Raw genomic sequence first — 16,905 nt, 5'->3', positions numbered from 1 at the left:
GGGCTGACGTCCTACTGATACACTGCGTAGCAGTTGAACCGCTTCTGCTTCAGGTCGCGGCAGGCGTTCCAAGCCGCGGTCTTGGTCTCGAACCCGACGAAGCGGGCGCGATAGAGGGTGGCGCCGCCGGAATCGACCGGCTCGGTATAGGGGTCGTAGCCGCGCAGCTTGGAGCCGAGCGCACCCTGCGCCTTCTTGAGCATGCTGACGGCCGCGTCCTCGCTTTCGGCAGCGGCGATCTGCACCTGCCAGCCCGGCATCGGGTCGGCGGCGTTGTTGGCAGCAACGGTGACCGAGGCGTTGGCCGGTGCGTCCGGCAGATCGGCGGTCACGTGTGCCTGCGCCTGCGCCGGATCGGGCAGGGCGGTGGCCACCACCTCGTCGCCGAGCGCGGCAACGCGGATGGTCTGGGTGCGCACGGAGCGCACGGCCGGCGAGCGCGGCGCGGCGACCGGCTGCGGCGCCAGGTCGGCAGCGGCGACCTGCATTGCCTTGCGGCGCAGGATGGCCTTCAGGTCCGGCTTCTGCGGCACCGGTGCGATGGAGCCGGTGACGATGTCGGAGGCGCTTTCGGTTGCGCGGGCTGCCGGGGCGGCAGGGACCGCAGGCGCGGCGACCGGAATGGCGGTTGCCGGCTGGCTGAGAGCTGCGACGCGCATCAGCTGTTCCTGCGGCTTGAGGCCGGGCACGGGCACGTTGCGCAGCTCGGCGAAGGCCAGCGGCTTCGGCGTCACCTTCGGCGTGTCGGCCGGGGTCTCGGCGCGGGCAACCAGCATCGGCGCGGTGCGCTTGCCGCGGGTCGCCTTCGGCAGGTATTGCGCGATCAGCTTTTCCATCTGGGCATTGCGCGAGGCGCCGGTGCGTCCGCCCATCACCACGGCGACGACGTGCCGGCCGCCGGTGTTGACGTTGGTGACCAGGTTGAAGCCCGAGGCGCGGATGTAGCCGGTCTTGATGCCGTCGACACCCTTCACACGGCCGAGCAGGCGGTTGTGGTTGCCGTAGCGACGACCCTTGTAGGTGTAAACGCGGGTGTTGAAGTACTTGTAATACTTCGGGAAACGCTCCTGGATCGCGCGGCCGAGCAGGGCCATGTCGCGGGCCGTGGTCTTCTGCCGGTTGTCCGGCAGGCCCGACGGGTTGTGGAACGTGGTGCGCTTCATGCCGATCTGGCGGGCGGTGCGGGTCATGCGCTGCGCGAAGGCCGGCACGGAACCGCCGACATTCTCGGCGACGACGACGGCAACGTCGTTGGCCGACTTCGTCACCAGCGCCATGATCGCGTCCTTGACCTTGATGGTGCTGCCCGGCTTCAGGCCCAGCTTGGACGGCGGACGGCTGGCGGCGTGCTTGGACACCTTCAGCGGCGTCTGCAGCGACATGCGGCCGGCCTCAAGCTCCTCGAACAGGACATAGAGCGTCATGATCTTGGTCAGCGAGGCCGGATAGCGGGCCGTGTCGGCCTTGTAGCTGTACAGGGTCCGTCCCGACTTCACGTCGACGACGATCCCCGAATATTTCGAGTTGGCGAAGGCGGGAGCGGAAAGCATCGCGGTGAGGGCCAGAGCCACTGCGGCCAGAAGCGCTCCCCGGGTTCCCATTGCAAATGCGCGTCCGACGCGCCGCACACCTTTACTCAGCACAATTTTACCCCACTCGGGTCCAGGTGTTTCGTTTGCGTTGCGATCCGGATCCCCGCCAGCCCCGGCCGGATGCCCCGCGTCTTGCCTCATCATGCCCGAAATACGGTTACGAATGTCCAAACACGACCATTGCACGAAACCGGTTTTCGAGATTTTTGGCCGACTTGTCGTCGGCTCCGATGCTGCCGAGACTCGCAAAAGGCAGTTAATGCGCCGTTACCGGACGCTCTCCCGGACGGGCGAAACCGTGCCCAATGCGTCGCCCTTGTGCAAGTGCGGTGGAAAAGGCCAGCGATCCCCGTGACTTGGACGGGAAGGGGCAGGCGAGGTGAGGGGAAAACCCCAAGGAAACCTTCCTGTGCCGGCTATGTTGCAGTGCGAAAGAACTCTTGACAAAATTTGTGCATTGCATATATCTGAAACTGTTATCGCAAGGCTCGACGCTGAGGCGTGCTTGGGGAAGGTCCGAAGAGGATTTTCCGCTGACGTCCGGACATTCGGGCACATCGCGTGCCGGAACCGGCGAGGCCGGACCGGACCGGAAAACCGGGGCAATTCACAAGGCCGTTAGGCCTGCACGACAAACGCTCAGAGGTCACCAATGATGAACAATTTCGACGACATGCAGAAGCTCGGCAAGGACAACATGGACGTCATGATGCAGAGCTTCGGCGCCATGACCAAGGGCTTCCAGGCGATTGCCTCGGAAGTTGCCGACTACCAGAAGAAGTCCTTCGAGACCGGCTCCGCCGCCGTCGAGAAGCTGGTGTCCGCGAAGTCGCTCGACAAGGCCTTCGAGGCCCAGAGCGAGTACGTGAAGACCGCCTATGAGGGCTTCGTCGGCGAAGTCACCAAGATCGGCGAGATGTACAGCGACCTGGCCAAGGACGCGTACAAGCCGTACGAGAGCGCCTTCTCGAAGGTCGCCAAGTAAGCTTTACGTCTCCCAGGACGATCCCGGCGGTTCGCCGCCGGACTTTTGACCCGCAGGCAAAACCTGCGGGTCTTTTTCGTTTTGGCGCGCTGCTTCGCGCCAATCGCACAAGCGCGCCGTTTTGCGCAGCGTCTTATCTCCTGCCTGCCGACAATTCCGCGTGACCCTTTTGCGAATGCGCAAGCGTGCCATTGAGCTTGGCGCAGGATGCCATACATTAACGAAGCGCGCGGGCACGATTGCCCAAGCGGCCGCCGCAAGGGGCCGGCTAACTGGGGCAAGACCGTTCGCGTCGCGGTCGCGGCACGGATTTCCCGAACAGGGATGCAGAACGCTGCCATCTCCGGCTTGCCGCAACGGCGGACAGGACACACGCTCCGACTCCGCCCATGCTGGTAGGACCGGCAGCCGGAAGGCGAGGGTCCGGTCGGCGCCGACGGCGCCGGTTTTCCTCGGCTTTCCGGGCGGGCTGAGCCCGCGGGCCCGCCGCGGCGAGGTTTGGAAGCGAGAAAGGCGCAGAGCGTGACCGCAAGAACAACACGGGGGTCCGGGCCGCTCATGGACGGAAACCCGTTGCCGGATAGGGCGCCAGACAGGGGCCCGCAGAGGGCGATGGAGAGCCAATGACCAACGGACCTCAGCGCGGCAATGGTGACGACACGGGCAACGAGCTCGTCACCAAGACGCGGACCGTCGCCAAACGGCCGAACCTGTATCGCGTTTTGTTGCTGAACGACGACTACACGCCGATGGAATTCGTCGTGCACGTGGTGGAGCGGTTCTTCCAGAAGAACCGCGAAGAAGCCACGCGCATCATGTTGCACGTCCATCACCACGGCGTCGGGGAATGCGGTGTTTTCACCTACGAGGTGGCAGAGACCAAGGTCACTCAGGTCATGGACTTTGCCCGCAAACACCAGCATCCTCTGCAGTGCGTGATGGAAAAGAAATAGGGGTCGCCCGTGCCGTCATTTTCCCGAAGCCTCGAAAAGGCCCTGCACCAGGCGCTCTCGTTCGCGAACGAGCGACAGCAGGAATACGCGACCTTGGAGCACCTGCTCCTCGCGCTGATCGACGATCAGGACGCGGCCGCCGTCATGCGCGCCTGCAACGTCGATCTCGACGTCCTCAAGCGCAATCTCGTCGAATATATCGACACCGAACTCGAGAACCTCGTCATCGACGGCGATGACGATTCAAAGCCGACGGCCGGGTTCCAGCGCGTCATCCAGCGCGCCGTGATCCATGTCCAGTCGTCGGGCCGGGAAGAAGTGACGGGCGCCAACGTGCTCGTCGCCATCTTCGCCGAGCGGGAAAGCCACGCGGCCTATTTCCTGCAGGAACAGGACATGACCCGCTACGACGCGGTCAACTACATCTCCCATGGCATTGCCAAGCGCGCCGGCATGTCCGAAGCACGTCCCGTTCGCGGCGCCGACGAGGAAGCTGCGACGGAGGAGGGCGTGGAAAAGCCCAAGCAGAAGACGGATGCGCTTGAGGCCTACTGCGTCAATCTCAACGAGAAGGCGAAGTCCGGCCGCATCGATCCGCTGATCGGCCGCGATGCCGAGATCTCGCGCACCATCCAGATCCTGTGCCGCCGCTCGAAGAACAATCCGCTCTTCGTCGGCGACCCGGGCGTCGGCAAGACCGCCATTGCGGAAGGTCTCGCCAAGCGCATCGTCGACGGCGACGTGCCGGACGTCCTGATGGACGCCACGATCTTCTCGCTCGACATGGGCGCGCTGCTCGCCGGCACCCGCTATCGCGGCGACTTCGAGGAGCGCCTCAAGCAGGTGGTCAAGGAGATCGAGGAATATCCGGGCGCCGTGATGTTCATCGACGAGATCCACACGGTGATCGGAGCCGGCGCCACCTCGGGTGGGGCGATGGACGCCTCGAACCTGCTCAAGCCGGCGCTCGCCTCCGGTTCGATCCGCTGCGTCGGCTCGACCACCTACAAGGAGTATCGCCAGTTCTTCGAGAAGGACCGCGCCCTGCTGCGCCGGTTCCAGAAGATCGACGTCAACGAGCCGACCATCTCGGACACGGTGGAGATCCTCAAGGGCCTCAAGCCCTATTTCGAGACCTTCCACAAGGTCCGCTACACCAACGAGGCGATCAAGACCGCGGTGGAGTTGTCGGCCCGCTACATCAACGACCGCAAGCTGCCGGACAAGGCCATCGATGTGATCGACGAGTCCGGCGCCTCGCAAAAGCTCGTTCCCGAGGCGCGCCGCCGCAAGACCATCGGCGTCAAGGAGATCGAGACCACGGTCGCCTCGATGGCGCGCATCCCGCCGAAGTCGGTCTCCAAGTCCGACGAGGAGGTGCTGTCGAACCTGAACGCCACGTTGAAGCGCATGGTCTACGGCCAGAACGATGCCATCGAGACGCTGGCGAGCGCCATCAAGCTGGCCCGTGCGGGCCTGCGCGAGCCGGACAAGCCGATCGGCAACTACCTGTTCTCCGGCCCGACCGGCGTCGGCAAGACCGAGGTGGCCCGCCAGCTTGCCTCCTCGCTCGGCGTCGAGCTGCTGCGCTTCGACATGTCGGAATACATGGAGCGCCACACGGTCTCGCGGCTGATCGGCGCACCTCCCGGCTATGTCGGCTTCGACCAGGGCGGCTTGCTCACCGATGGCGTCGACCAGCATCCGCATTGCGTGCTGCTTCTGGACGAGATCGAGAAGGCGCATCCGGACCTGTTCAACATCCTGCTGCAGGTGATGGACCACGGCCGGCTGACCGACCACAACGGCAAGCAGGTCGACTTCCGCAATGTCATCCTGATCATGACGACCAATGCGGGCGCCTCGGACATGGCCAAGCCGCCCATCGGCTTCAACCGGGTCAAGCGCGAAGGCGAGGACCAGGAGGCGATCAACCGCCTGTTCACGCCGGAGTTCCGCAACCGTCTCGACGCGGTCGTCGCCTTCGGCAGCCTGCCGATGGAGGTCGTGCACCGCATCGTCGAGAAGTTCGTCATGCAGCTGGAGGCGCAGCTGGCCGACCGCGGCGTGACGTTCGAGCTGACCGAGAATGCCATCGCCTGGCTGGCCGACAAGGGCTACGACGAGCGCATGGGCGCCCGGCCGCTCGCCCGGGTGATCCAGGAGCACATCAAGCGGCCGCTGGCCGACGAGGTGCTGTTCGGCAAGCTCAAGAAGGGCGGCACGGTCAAGGTTTCGGTGTCGGAAGATGCCGCCGGCCTGCTGCTGGAGACGGTCGAGGACGCCCCGGTCAAGCCGAAGGCGGAAAAGCCCAAGGCCGCCCGGCCGAAGCGTCGCCGCAAGCCGGCGGCCAAGAAGACCGAGGCCGCCGCTCCGCCGAAGAAGGGCGGTTCGGCCAAGAAGAGCCTCGTCCCGAAGGTGCCGCTGGCCGACTGAGGGCGGCGGACGATCATCGCCGCGCTTGCGTGCGGCCTCGCGGAACGGCGCCCCTGCGGCGCCGTTTTGCATTTCTGCGCCAACCTGCTAGGTAGGATATTCTCCTTGCCGCTCCCCCTCCCGGAGCCGGCGCCAAGTCTTGCGGTCTCGTTTCATGCCGACGCCCCCGTCCGCATCGCCCGAACCTTTGCCCGGCCACCACCCGGACGGCGGCGACCCGCTGCCCGCGCGCGCGTGGGTCCTGCGCGGGGTCCGGGCGGCGGTTTCCATTCCCGCGCTCATCCTTGCCGCCGCCTTTGTCGGCTATGCCGGCCTTGCCCGCGAAAGCGGCTTCACCCTCGGCGAGACGCTGGCCATGGTCGGCTTCGTCTGGGCGCTGCCGAGCGTCGTGGTGCTCACCGGCGCGATCACCGCCGGCATGGGGTTGGTGCCGGCCGCCATTGCCGTTGCGCTCGCCTCGGTGCGCCTGATGCCGATGACCATGGCCCTGATGCCGGTCTTGCGGGTGGAGGGCCGGACGCGGCGCTGGCAGCTGCTGATCGCCTCGCATTTCGTCGCCGTCACCGCCTGGGTCTGGGCCATGCGCTACCTGGAGGACCACCCGCGCGAGGCGCGGCTGCCGTTCTTCCTCGGCTTCGGCGCCAGCCTGACCGTTTTCGTCTTCTGCATGACCGGCATTGCCTATGTGCTGGTGGACGACATGCCGCTGCTGCCCTCGGCAGCGCTGTTCATGCTGACGCCGGTCTATTTCCTGTGCTCGCTGTGGGGTGCGGCACGCATTTCCGCCGACAAGGCGGCGATGGCCATCGGCCTGCTGCTCGGGCCGCTGTTCCATCTCTACATGCCGGGGCTCGACCTGTTGTGGACCGGGCTGGTCGGCGGCACGCTCGCCTATGTCGGCACGCGGATCGCGCGAAGGGGGCTGCGATGAGTGCTGCCGATGCCTGGTGGTGGCCCTATGTGATGATCGTGGTGGCGGGCTGGCTCGCCACCGACATCTGGCGCTGGCTCGGCGTCTTCGCCAGCGGCAAGCTGCGCGAGGACAGCGAGGTGATGATCTTCGTGCGCTCCATCGCGACCGCGCTGGTCGCCGGTGTGATCGCCAAGCTGATCCTGTTTCCCGCCGGCGCCCTGCAGAGCGCGCCGGTGGCGCTGCGCATTGTCGCGGCCGCCTGCGGCTTTGCCGCCTTCTTCGCCTCGCGGCAGAAGGTGGTGGTGGGCGTTGCGGTCGGCGAGGTGGTGCTGATCGGCGGCTGGCTGCTGCTGGATCTTGGCTGAGGACAACGGGCCTGGCAGGATGGACTGCTGACACGAGGCTGTCAGCAGGGGGCTGGTAGTCCACACCAGCGACGGCGCGATGGCGCGCCGCCGGTCCGGCCCCAAGGAGAGATCCCATGTCCGACACAGGTTCCGCCGACAAGCTGACGCTGCATTACGCGCCCCGCAGCCGTGCCAGCACCACCCGCGTGCTGCTCGACGAGCTCGGCGCGCCCTACGACCTTCATGTGCTGAACATGCGCGCCGGCGAGCACAAGTTGCCCGACTACCTGGCGATCAATCCGCTCGGCAAGGTGCCGGCGCTGACCCATGGCGACACGGTGGTGACCGAGTCCGTCGCCATCGCCCTTTATGCCGGCGATCTCTTCCCGCAGGCGGGGATGACCCCGGCCATCGGCGATCCGCGCCGCGGCGCCTATCTGCGCTGGATGGTGTTCTATGCCGCCAGTTTCGAACCGGCGGTGGTGGACAAGGCGCTCGGCCACGATCCCGGCCCGCAGTCGCCCTATGGCACCTATGACCAGGTGATGGAGACCCTGGCCGAGCAGCTCGGCAAGGCGCCCTATCTTCTGGGCGACGAGATCACCGTTGCCGACATCCATTGGGGCTCGACGCTGCGCTGGACGCTGATGTTCAAGCTGGTGCCGGACCTGCCGGTCTTCACCGACTATGCCGAGCGCATCACGTCCCGGCCGAGCTTCCAGCGCGTCTTCCAGGACGAAGGCCGGCTGGATGCGGCGCATGAGGCCGCCGCTGCGAAGGCGAGCGGCGGCAACTGAGGTTCCGCGCCTTCGCTCAGGCGAGGGCAGCGCGGATCTTGTCGGCATTGGCCGCCAGCACCGCCTGGTCGGCCATCTCGCCGGTATGCGGGCGCATCGCGACGCCGGCAAAGCGCGGGATGACATGGACATGGGTGTGGAACACCACCTGTCCGCCCGCGCTTTCGGAGAACTGCTGGATGGTGGTGCCGTCGGCGTCGAAGGCGCGCACCACCGCATGCGCCATCTTCTGCACGGTCTTCATCACCGCGTTGAGATCGTCCTCGGCAATGTCGAGGATGTTGCGCGAGGGGGTCTTCGGGATCACCAGCACATGGCCGTCGCCGCGCGGCATGATGTCCATGATGACGAGGGTCTTGTCGTCCTCGTACACTTTCTGGGCGGGCAGCTCGCCGCGCAGGATCTTGGCGAAGACATTCTGGTCGTCATAGGCAGCAGCTTCGATCGGCATGGTGGTCTCCGGTAGGGCCCTGGCGGGCGAACGCGTTGCCTTCTTGGCAGCACAGCCGCCGCCTGCGTTCAAGTTCAGAATCAGATTCAAGCTGAGAAAACGATTCAACGGTGGCTCGGGGTGCGGCCCGGGGGCAGTCCGGGCCGCCTCGCGTCCCGATTCAACGAGGGCGAAAAGACGAGTCGAAAGAATCGGATGGCGGGAGGTCTTCAGGCTTTCCTGAAGGGCGAATGCTCGTCGCGGATATAGGCGCCTTCCTGCTCCACCGCCCGGCGCTCGCGCTCCAGATAGTCGGCGACCGCGTCCCGCAGTCCGGGGTGGGCGATGTGGTGGGCAGAGCGCGTCAGGCTCGGCAGATAGCCGCGCGCGAGCTTGTGGGCTCCTTGTGCGCCGGCCTCCACGCGGGGCAGGCCGTGCTCGATGGCATGGTCGATGGCCTGGTAGTAGCAGACCTCGAAATGCAGGAACGGGTGCTCCTCGATGCAGCCCCAGTTGCGCCCGAACAGCGCATGCGAGCCGACGAGGTTCAGCGCGCCGGCGATGTAGCGTCCCTCGCGCCGGGCCATCACCAGCAGCACCCGCTCGCCCAGCCTCTCGCCGAGCAGCGAGAAGAAGCGGCGGTTGAGATAGGGGCGTCCCCACTTGCGCGCGCCGGTGTCCTCATAGAAGTCGTGGAAGGCGTCCCAGTGGCGTTCGTTGAGGTCGCTGCCCGTCAGCCGCTCGATCTCGATGCCGGCCGCCAGTGCCTCGCGCCGCTCCTTGCGGATCTGCTTGCGCTTGCGCGAGGCGAGGTCGCCGAGAAAGCCCTCGAAATCGGCATAGCCGTGGTTCTCCCAGTGGAACTGCTGGTCGGTGCGCAGCAGGTAGCCGTGCTCGCCTGCCGCCTGCCACTCGTCCTCTTCCATGAAGGTGATGTGGGCGGAGGAGGCCTCGCGCAGTGCGCAAAGGTCCTGGAGCCCCTGCGACAGCGCGGCGATGGCAGCCTGGCGGTCGATATCCGGCCCGGTCAGGAAGCGCCTCCCGGTCGCCGGGGTGAACGGCACCGAGCATTGAAGCTTGGGATAGTAGCTGCCGCCGGCGCGCTCATAGGCATCGGCCCAGGCGTGGTCGAAGACGTACTCGCCCATCGAGTGGGACTTGAGATAGCAGGGCAGGGCGGCAACGGCGCGCCCGTCCGGATCCTCCAGAATCAGATGCTGCGGCAGCCATCCGGCCCGGCGTCCGACGCAGCCCGCTTCTTCCAGGATCGACAGGAAGTCGTGAGATATGAAGGGGTTGAAGGCGGTTGGCGGAGAAAGTGATTCAACGCCTGCAGATTTCGATTCAAACGGAGCGGGCGACAGCTTGCCGCCCGGATCCAGCCGCCAGCCGGGATTGGCCAGCGCGTCCCACTCCTCGCGCGGAAAGTCGGAGAGCCCGCCGATCGCCTTGAGGCGGAACGCGCGGGTGTCTTCGTCGCTTGCGGTCACTCGGGCAGGCCTTCAACGCTTGCGGCCCGCGCAAGGAGAAGCGCTGCCGGCCGGATGGGGAACTCGTTCCTCACATCTAGTGCGCCGCACGCGTGCTGCAAAGGCGGCGTGTCAGGCATCGCGTCAGGAGGAGGGGGCTGCGTCCGGATCGAAGCCTTCGAAGACGATCTGGTCGGCGAAGGCGCGGGCGCGGGTAAGGTCCTCCGGCGTGCGCACCGTCCAGGCGATCAGCGGCAGGCCGAAGGCCTTGCGAAGGACCGTCGGGGCGAGCGCCGGCAGGTCCTTCACCCAGTAGGAGACGAAGCTCGGCCGGGTGCGGACGCTGTGCAGAAAGTGGCGCAGGGCGAAGCGATCGACGCGGCTGGCGCGGCCCCATTCCTTCAGGTCGCGGGCGCCGTCGCCGAGCGCGCCGCGCGGAATGTCGGGGGCGGCCTCGCGCATGAGGGCGAGCATTTCCGGGTCGAAGGACTTCACCGCGACCGGGCCGGTATAGCGGGCAAGGCTCGCGGCGATGGAGGCGATGAAGTCGCGCTCCGGCGTGCGGCCGAAGCGCGACTTGATCTCGATGCAAAGACCGGCCTTGCCGTCCGTCTGGGCGAGCAGGTCGTCCAGCGTCCATAGCCGGTCTTGCGTGCCGCGCAAGGCGATGCGGGTGAGTTCCGCGGCGCTGCGCTGGCGCACCGGCCCGCTTTCGAAGGTCAGCCGGTCCAGCGTGTCGTCATGGAAGACGATGGGCACGTCGTCGGCGCTCTGCTGCAGGTCGACCTCGATGGCGAAGCCCTTGTCGATGGCTGCCTGAACGGCGCTCGCGCTGTTCTCGAGGCAGCCGCGCGACTTGTCGTGATAGCCGCGATGGGCGATGGGACGGCTGGTCAGCCAGGAAATGTCACGCATCGTGGTGTCCGCCGTCCCTGTGCCGTCTTACTCGACCTCGAACACCGCCTCGACCTCGACGGCGACGCCGAAGGGCAGGCCGGCAACGCCGACGGCCGAACGGGCATGGCGGCCGCGGTCGCCGAGCGCCTCGACGAGGAAGTCGGAAGCGCCGTTCATCACCTTCGGCTGGTCGCCGAAGTCGGGAGCGGAGTTGACGAAGCCGACGATCTTGACGAGGCGCACGACCTTGTCGAGGTCGCCGAGCGCGGCCTTGGCCTGGGCCAGCAGGTTGATGGCGCAAAGGCGTGCGGCGGCCTGGCCGTCCTCGATCGAGGTGCCGGCGCCGAGCTTGCCCTGGAACTGGATGCCGTCCGGACCCATCGGGATCTGGCCGGAGATGAACAGCTGGTTGCCCGTGCGCACGAAGGGCACGTAGTTGGCCGCCGGCGCCGCCGCCTGCGGAAGGGTGACGCCCAGTTCGGCGATACGCGCCTCGATCTGACCCGGCATTGCAGTCCTCCTTTGGATTGTCGGCGGCGACATTGGCCCAAATCCGGGGAGGCATCAAGCCGCCTGCCGGGCCGGTGCGGGAGAAACGGGTGGATGATCGGCGCGGCTGTCGCGCACGCGGGACGAATGGGTCTGGTCGGCGCGCGCCGGATGGGCAAGAGTAGGACCTCGGATTGCTCCAAGGAGACAAGCTTCATGTGTCACACCCACTGGACGCGCCCGCTCGCCATGGCCGGGCTCGGCGTCCTCCTGGCGATTGCCGGCGCACCCGGGGCGGCCCTTGCCGGCGTTCAGCTGCAGCCGCATCGCGCCGTCTACGATCTCGGACTGACGGACAGCGCCGAAGCGACCGGCATGACGGCCGTGCGCGGGCGCATGGTCTACGAGTTCACGGGCAATGCCTGCGAGGGCTACAGCGTCGCGTTCCGTTTCGTCACGCAGGTTGCCGACGAGGGCGGCAACAGCCGCGTCACCGACCTGCAGAACAGCTCCTTCGAGGAGCCGGCCGGAAAGAGCTTCCAGTTCGTCTCCAAGACCTTCGTCAACCAGCAGCTCAGCGAGGAGACGCAGGGGCGGGCCGAGCGTGTGGACGGCGGCATCGACATCGACGTGAAGAAGCCGAAGGACAACCAGGTCGCGCTGAAGCGCAAGGTCCTGTTCCCGACCGAGCACCTGGTCACCATGCTGGGACAGGCGCAGGAGGGGAAGACGATCTTCGTCGCCGATCTCTTCGACGGTTCGGAGACCGGCGAGAAGGTCTACGAGACCACGGCGGTGATCGGTCCGCGGCGCGAGGGCGCAGGCGATGTCGGGCGCGACGACGCGGCCGCCGTCGGCGAGATCGGCGCGAGCGCCCACTGGCCGGTGACGATTTCCTATTTCGACGAGAGCAAGGGCGATGGCGGCGAGCGCACGCCGATCTACCAGCTCAGCTTCCTGCTCTACGACAACGGCGTCAGCCGGCGGCTGGTGCTGGACTACGGCGACTTCGAGCTGCGCGGAAACCTCGTCGAGATGACGCGGATGCAGGCCGGCGAGTGCGACCGGTAGGTCTTCGGGGGTGCGGGCAGGCGAACCCGCCCGCACCTGGTTTTCAGGGGTAGATCAGCGGTCGATCAGCGGATCGGGGGCGCGAACTGGATGCCGCCCTGCGACCACAGCGCGTTGACGCCGCGCGGCAGCTGCATCGGGCTGCCGGTGCCCAGGTTCCGGTCGAAGGACTCTCCGTAATTGCCGACATGGCGGACGATCCGTGCGACCCAGTCGTTGGTCAGGCCAAGGGACTTGCCGAACTCGCCGTCGAGGCCGAGCAGGCGGCGGATCTCCGGGTTGTCGCTGGTGGCGACAAGCTCTTCGACATTCGCCTTGGTGACGCCGAGCTCCTCGGCATTGACCATCGCGAAGACCGTCCAGCGGACGATATCGAACCACTCGTCGTCGCCCTGGCGGACATAGGGGCCGAGCGGCTCCTTGGAGATGACGCCGGGCAGCAGCATGTGCGCGTCCGGTTCGGCCATCTTCAGGCGGTAGGAGACGAGCTGCGACATGTCGGTCGTCAGCGCGTCGCAGCGCTTGCTCTCATAGGCCTTCACCGTGTCGTCGATGCTCTGGAAGGTGACGAGCTGGTAGTCCATGTTGTTGACACGGAAATAGTCGGCAAGGTTCAGCTCGTTGGTGGTGCCCTGCACGGTGCAGATCGAGGCGCCGTTCAGCTCGCGGATCGATTCCACGCCGAGGTCGCGGCGCACCTGGAAGCCCTGGCCGTCGTAGTAGTTGACGGCGGTGAAGTCGAGGCCGATGCCGGAGTCCCGGCCGAGCGTCCAGGTCGTGGTGCGCGGCAGCACGTCGATCTCGCCGGTCTGCAGCGCCACGAGGCGGTCCTTGCTCGACAGCGGCACGAAGTCCGCCTTCTGCGGATCGTCGAAGATCGCCGCCGCCAGCGCCCGGCAGACGTCGACGTCGAGGCCGGTCCACTCGCCCTTGTCGTCGGCCATGCTGAACCCGGCGATGCCGGTGCTGGTTCCGCAGACCAGCCGTCCGCGCTCCTTGACGATGTCGAGCGTGCCCTTCGCCAGCGCCGCATTGCCGAGCAGCAGCGTTCCCGCCACTGCGGCCATGGCCAGCTTGATGCCTGTTGATGCCATTCCATGTTCTCCGGTTGGGTCTTGTTGTCAGTTCGAGGGAGCGGGCCTTTCCCGCGCCCTTCCGCTGGCGGCAAGCGCTACAGGTCCATGACCTCGTAGCGGCCATGCGCCGTTGGCCTCGGGGTGGGGTCGTCGCTGATGGGGATGATTTCCGCCGGTTCGGCGCGCGGGGCGGCGTCGCCTTCGCGCCAGATCCAGTAGTGGTTTTCGGGAAGTCCGTTGACCGCGACGACCTTGTGATGTCCTTGCGCGTCGATGGCGTGGATGGTGACGCGGCCGATCAGCCCGCCCTTGAGGGCGCGCATGTCGTCGACGGCGGCATCCACCGCCTCTCCGACGGTCATGCCCATCTTCATGTAGAGCACCACCGCGCGGGCGGTGCCGCAGCGGATGGTCATCTCGCCGACGCCGGTGCAGGCGCAGGCGCCATGGCGGCTGTCCGCGTAGGAGCCGGCGCCGATCACCGGGCTGTCGCCGAGGCGCCCCGGATACTTCCAGCCCCAGCCTGAGGTGCTGGTCGCCGCGGCGATGTCGCGGTTGCGGTCCTGGCCGAGAAACACCGTCGTGTCGCGGCCGAGCTCCGGGTCGATCGCCTGCTTGCACAGCTCGCGCATGGGCACGTTCGGCCAGTCCCGCCGCTCCGCCTCGCCGACCTCGGTGGCGAACCAGCGGTTCCAGGCGTTTTCCGCGTGCGGCATCAAGAGCTCCCCGGCCTCCGCGCCGATCTCGCGGGCAAAGCGCATGGCGCCTTCGCCGACAAGGAACTCGTGCGGCAGCTGCTCCATCACCTGGCGGGCGATGGAGACCGGGTGCAGGAAGCCGGTGAGGGCGCCGACCGCGCCGGTGCGGAACGTCGTCCCGTCCATGACCGAGGCGTCCAGCTCGACCGTGCCCAGCAGGTTGGGCCAGCCGCCGCGGCCGACGGTGCGCACGCTCTCGTCCGCCTCGACCAGGCGCAGGCCCGCCTCGAGCGCGTCGAGCGCGGAGCGGCCCTCGGCCAGCAGCTGCGCCGTCGTCGGAATTCCGCAGCCTCCTTCGTTGTTGGAGACGACGATCATGCCGGCTTGGCCTGTGTTTTAGCGTTTGCTTCTCTCATATTGTATCCAGTTTATTTCGAGGAAATCAGCGCAAATTTCCGCGGTTTTTCTACGAAATTTCCGATTCCTGTCAGATGCGAGAGCGTCATTATGGCAGATAATTTTAGAAATTGGATTCAATTTTTTCGAGCCGTAAAGGCTGCTATCATCGCGGCGGGCAACGGGCTATGCCTTGCCCGACCGACACCGCAACAAAGGCGCGTTCTGCCGATGACATCGAGTGCAGCATCAGGGACCGTAGCGGGGCCCGCATCGGGCGAGGCTCCGACCGGGCGCCGCAAGACGACGAGCGCCCAGGTGGTCGACCGGCTGCGCGAGCGCATCCTGAGCGGCGACCTGCCGGAGGGGGCGCAGCTGCGGCAGGAGAAGCTGGCGAGCGAGCTGGGCGTCAGCCGCGTGCCGGTGCGCGAGGCGCTGCACCAGCTGGAGGCCGAAGGCCTGGTGACCCTGGTCACCAACAAGGGGGCGGTGGTCTCGGGGCTTTCGGTCGACGATCTGGAGGAGACCTACGAGATCCGCGCCCAGCTGGAGGGCTGGCTGCTGGAGCAGGCCATCCCGATCCTCGGCGAGCGGGACTATGCGCGCGCCGAAGCGCTGGTGGCGGAGATGGAGAGCGATCCGCGCGACGAGACCTGGTCCGATCTCAACTGGCGCTTTCACGCGGCGCTCTACGCGCCGGCGAACCGGCCGCGCACGCTGGAGCTGGTGCACAAGCTCTACCGCAATGCCTACCGGCACTTTCCCCTGCCGATCCGGTTGACCGGCGGGCGCGAGCGGATGAGCCGCGAGCACCGGATGCTGGTGGAACTGTGCCGCAAGGGCGACGTTGCCGCTGCCCGCGAGCACCTGACGACGCATATCCTGCTCGGTGCGCGGACGCTGATTTCCCGGCTGAAGGCGCTGCGCCAGAAGGAAGCTGCGGACGAGGAGGCCCGGTAAGGCCTTTCGCCGCTAGCGGTCGCGCTGCCGGCGCGGATCGCCGGCCTTGGTGAGGCCCAGCTCCACCGCCTGTTTGCCGAATTTCGAGCGCAGCGCGTCGATGGCCCGCTCGGCCCGGGCGCGCTGGCCGGCGACCGGGTCGACCAGATCCTCGGGGTCTGCCCGCGTTCCGTCCGTCAGTTCCGACACGCCGATGCCGATCAGGCGGAAGCGCTTTCCCTCCGCCGCTCCCTTCAGCAGGTCCTCGCCGGTGCGGAAGATCCGGTCGGCGAGCTGCGTCGGATCGGAGAGGCTGCGCGAGCGGGTGATGATGCGAAAGTCCGGCGTCTTCAGCTTCAGCGTCACCGTGCGCCCGGCAAGATCCGCCGCCTTCAGCCGCGTCGAGACTTCTTCCGAAAGCCGCCGCAGGATGGCGCGCAGCCGCGCAACGTCGGAAATGTCGGTGTCGAAGGTCGTCTCGCTCGACACGCTCTTGGTCTCGCGTGTCGCCGAGACCGGCCGGTCGTCGCGGCCATGGGCAAGGCTGGCGAGCCTCAGGCCCATCGCGCCGTAGCGCCGGGCAAGGTCCACCGCCTCCATCTTCTGCAACTGGCCGATGGTGGTCAGCCCGTCGGCGGCGAGCTTTTGCTGGAACACCTTGCCGACACCCCAGATCAGCCCGATGGACTGCTCCGCCAGGAAGCTCACCGCCTCGGCCGCGCCGATCACCGAAAAGCCGCGCGGCTTGTCGAGATCGGAGGCGATCTTGGCCAGGAACTTGTTGGGCGCCAGCCCGACGGAAACGGTGACGCCGACCTCCTCCTCGATGGAGCGGGCGAAGCGGGCGAGTGTTTCCGCCGGGCTCGCGTGATGCAGCCGCTCGGTGCCGGTCAGGTCGAGAAACGCCTCGTCGATGGAGAGCGGCTCGACCAGCGGCGTCAGCGTGCGCATGCGCTCGCGAATGTCGCGGCCGACGCGGGCATATTTCGCCATGTCGGGCTTGATCACCACCGCGTCCGGGCACAATTCGCGCGCCTTGAACATCGGCATGGCCGAGCGCACGCCGTTGATGCGGGCGATGTAGCAGCAGGTCGAGACGACGCCGCGCGTACCGCCGCCGATGATCAGCGGCCGGTCGATCAGCTCCGGGTTGTCGCGCTTTTCCACCGAGGCGTAGAAGGCATCGCAGTCGATATGGGCAATCGACAGGCTGTCGAGCTCGGGATGGGAGAGCACGCGCGGGCTGCCGCAGGCGCGGCAGCGCAGAGACGTGCCGCGCATCGCCGCCGGCGCCCGGGTCAGGCAGTCGCGGCACAGGACCGTGCCGGCGCGGATTGCCCCGGCGCTGCCCGCTATACGTCCCCCAACAGGCACTGCGCCCGACATGTCCCGCGGCTCCGGTCGTTCGGCGGCGGGG

General features: G+C 67.0%; 16 protein-coding genes. 8 read left to right on the top strand and 8 right to left on the bottom strand.

The window, feature by feature from the left end:
* Positions 1-11: 11 nt before the first annotated feature.
* Positions 12-1,601 (bottom strand): serine hydrolase, encoded by a 1,590-nt coding sequence (locus GH266_RS03710; protein ID WP_158192695.1) that lies wholly within the window; start codon positions 1,599-1,601, stop codon positions 12-14.
* A 646-nt stretch (positions 1,602-2,247) separates the two neighbouring features.
* On the opposite strand from GH266_RS03710, the gene GH266_RS03705 reads away from it, so the two are divergent.
* The 6 genes from GH266_RS03705 (at position 2,248) to GH266_RS03680 (ending at position 8,023) form a co-directional block, all read left to right on the top strand.
* Positions 2,248-2,577: a phasin family protein gene (locus GH266_RS03705; protein WP_209001614.1), complete on the top strand. Its 330-nt coding sequence runs from the start codon at positions 2,248-2,250 to the stop codon at positions 2,575-2,577.
* A 623-nt stretch (positions 2,578-3,200) separates the two neighbouring features.
* Positions 3,201-3,530 (top strand): ATP-dependent Clp protease adapter ClpS, encoded by a 330-nt coding sequence (gene clpS / locus GH266_RS03700; RefSeq protein ID WP_158192693.1) that lies wholly within the window; start codon positions 3,201-3,203, stop codon positions 3,528-3,530.
* A gap of 9 nt (positions 3,531-3,539) precedes the next feature.
* Positions 3,540-5,966, top strand: coding sequence for an ATP-dependent Clp protease ATP-binding subunit ClpA (gene clpA, locus GH266_RS03695; RefSeq protein ID WP_158192692.1), 2,427 nt, complete (start codon positions 3,540-3,542; stop codon positions 5,964-5,966).
* A gap of 154 nt (positions 5,967-6,120) precedes the next feature.
* A complete protein-coding gene (locus tag GH266_RS03690; RefSeq protein WP_158192691.1) occupies positions 6,121-6,897 on the top strand; it encodes an AzlC family ABC transporter permease in 777 nt (258 codons plus the stop codon).
* Positions 6,894-7,244, top strand: a complete 351-nt coding sequence (locus GH266_RS03685; RefSeq protein ID WP_158192690.1) for an AzlD domain-containing protein — start codon at positions 6,894-6,896, stop codon at positions 7,242-7,244. The genes GH266_RS03690 and GH266_RS03685 overlap by 4 nt, the downstream gene beginning before the upstream one ends.
* Before the next feature lie 116 nt (positions 7,245-7,360).
* On the top strand, positions 7,361-8,023 hold the full coding sequence (locus tag GH266_RS03680; RefSeq protein WP_158192689.1) for a glutathione S-transferase family protein: 663 nt from the start codon (positions 7,361-7,363) through the stop codon (positions 8,021-8,023).
* 16 nt (positions 8,024-8,039) lie between these two features.
* Here GH266_RS03680 and GH266_RS03675 read toward each other — a convergent pair whose 3' ends face one another.
* From GH266_RS03675 to GH266_RS03660, 4 genes are all read right to left on the bottom strand, one after another.
* The gene (locus GH266_RS03675; RefSeq protein WP_244953870.1) at positions 8,040-8,468 is read right to left on the bottom strand and encodes an HIT family protein; all 429 of its coding nucleotides are present in this window, start codon (positions 8,466-8,468) and stop codon (positions 8,040-8,042) included.
* 215 nt (positions 8,469-8,683) lie between these two features.
* Positions 8,684-9,943 (bottom strand): GNAT family N-acetyltransferase, encoded by a 1,260-nt coding sequence (locus GH266_RS03670; protein WP_158192687.1) that lies wholly within the window; start codon positions 9,941-9,943, stop codon positions 8,684-8,686.
* 123 nt (positions 9,944-10,066) lie between these two features.
* Positions 10,067-10,837: a glycerophosphodiester phosphodiesterase family protein gene (locus GH266_RS03665; protein ID WP_158192686.1), complete on the bottom strand. Its 771-nt coding sequence runs from the start codon at positions 10,835-10,837 to the stop codon at positions 10,067-10,069.
* 27 nt (positions 10,838-10,864) lie between these two features.
* Positions 10,865-11,329, bottom strand: a complete 465-nt coding sequence (locus GH266_RS03660; RefSeq protein WP_067334142.1) for a RidA family protein — start codon at positions 11,327-11,329, stop codon at positions 10,865-10,867.
* 195 nt (positions 11,330-11,524) lie between these two features.
* On the opposite strand from GH266_RS03660, the gene GH266_RS03655 reads away from it, so the two are divergent.
* Complete coding sequence (locus GH266_RS03655; protein ID WP_209001535.1) at positions 11,525-12,379, top strand: cell envelope integrity EipB family protein; 855 nt, start codon at positions 11,525-11,527, stop codon at positions 12,377-12,379.
* 65 nt (positions 12,380-12,444) lie between these two features.
* Here the strand turns inward: GH266_RS03655 and GH266_RS03650 are convergent, their stop codons facing one another.
* Together GH266_RS03650 and GH266_RS03645 are read right to left on the bottom strand one after the other, a co-directional pair.
* Complete coding sequence (locus tag GH266_RS03650) at positions 12,445-13,473, bottom strand: amino acid ABC transporter substrate-binding protein (protein WP_199270433.1); 1,029 nt, start codon at positions 13,471-13,473, stop codon at positions 12,445-12,447.
* 77 nt (positions 13,474-13,550) lie between these two features.
* Positions 13,551-14,531 carry a glycosylasparaginase gene (locus tag GH266_RS03645; protein ID WP_158192685.1) on the bottom strand — a complete coding sequence of 327 codons (981 nt, stop codon included), beginning with the start codon at positions 14,529-14,531 and terminating at the stop codon, positions 13,551-13,553.
* A 249-nt stretch (positions 14,532-14,780) separates the two neighbouring features.
* Here GH266_RS03645 and GH266_RS03640 point away from each other — a divergent pair, with 249 nt between their 5' ends.
* A complete protein-coding gene (locus tag GH266_RS03640; protein ID WP_158192684.1) occupies positions 14,781-15,509 on the top strand; it encodes a GntR family transcriptional regulator in 729 nt (242 codons plus the stop codon).
* 12 nt (positions 15,510-15,521) lie between these two features.
* Here GH266_RS03640 and GH266_RS03635 read toward each other — a convergent pair whose 3' ends face one another.
* Positions 15,522-16,874 (bottom strand): DNA polymerase IV, encoded by a 1,353-nt coding sequence (locus GH266_RS03635; protein WP_158192683.1) that lies wholly within the window; start codon positions 16,872-16,874, stop codon positions 15,522-15,524.
* Positions 16,875-16,905 lie beyond the last annotated feature (31 nt).

It is taken from the genome of Stappia indica, assembly GCF_009789575.1.
Classification (GTDB): Bacteria; Pseudomonadota; Alphaproteobacteria; order Rhizobiales; family Stappiaceae; genus Stappia; species Stappia indica_A.
The sequence above is the reverse complement of the archived record's forward strand: the minus strand, read 5'-3'. Positions and strand labels throughout refer to the sequence as shown.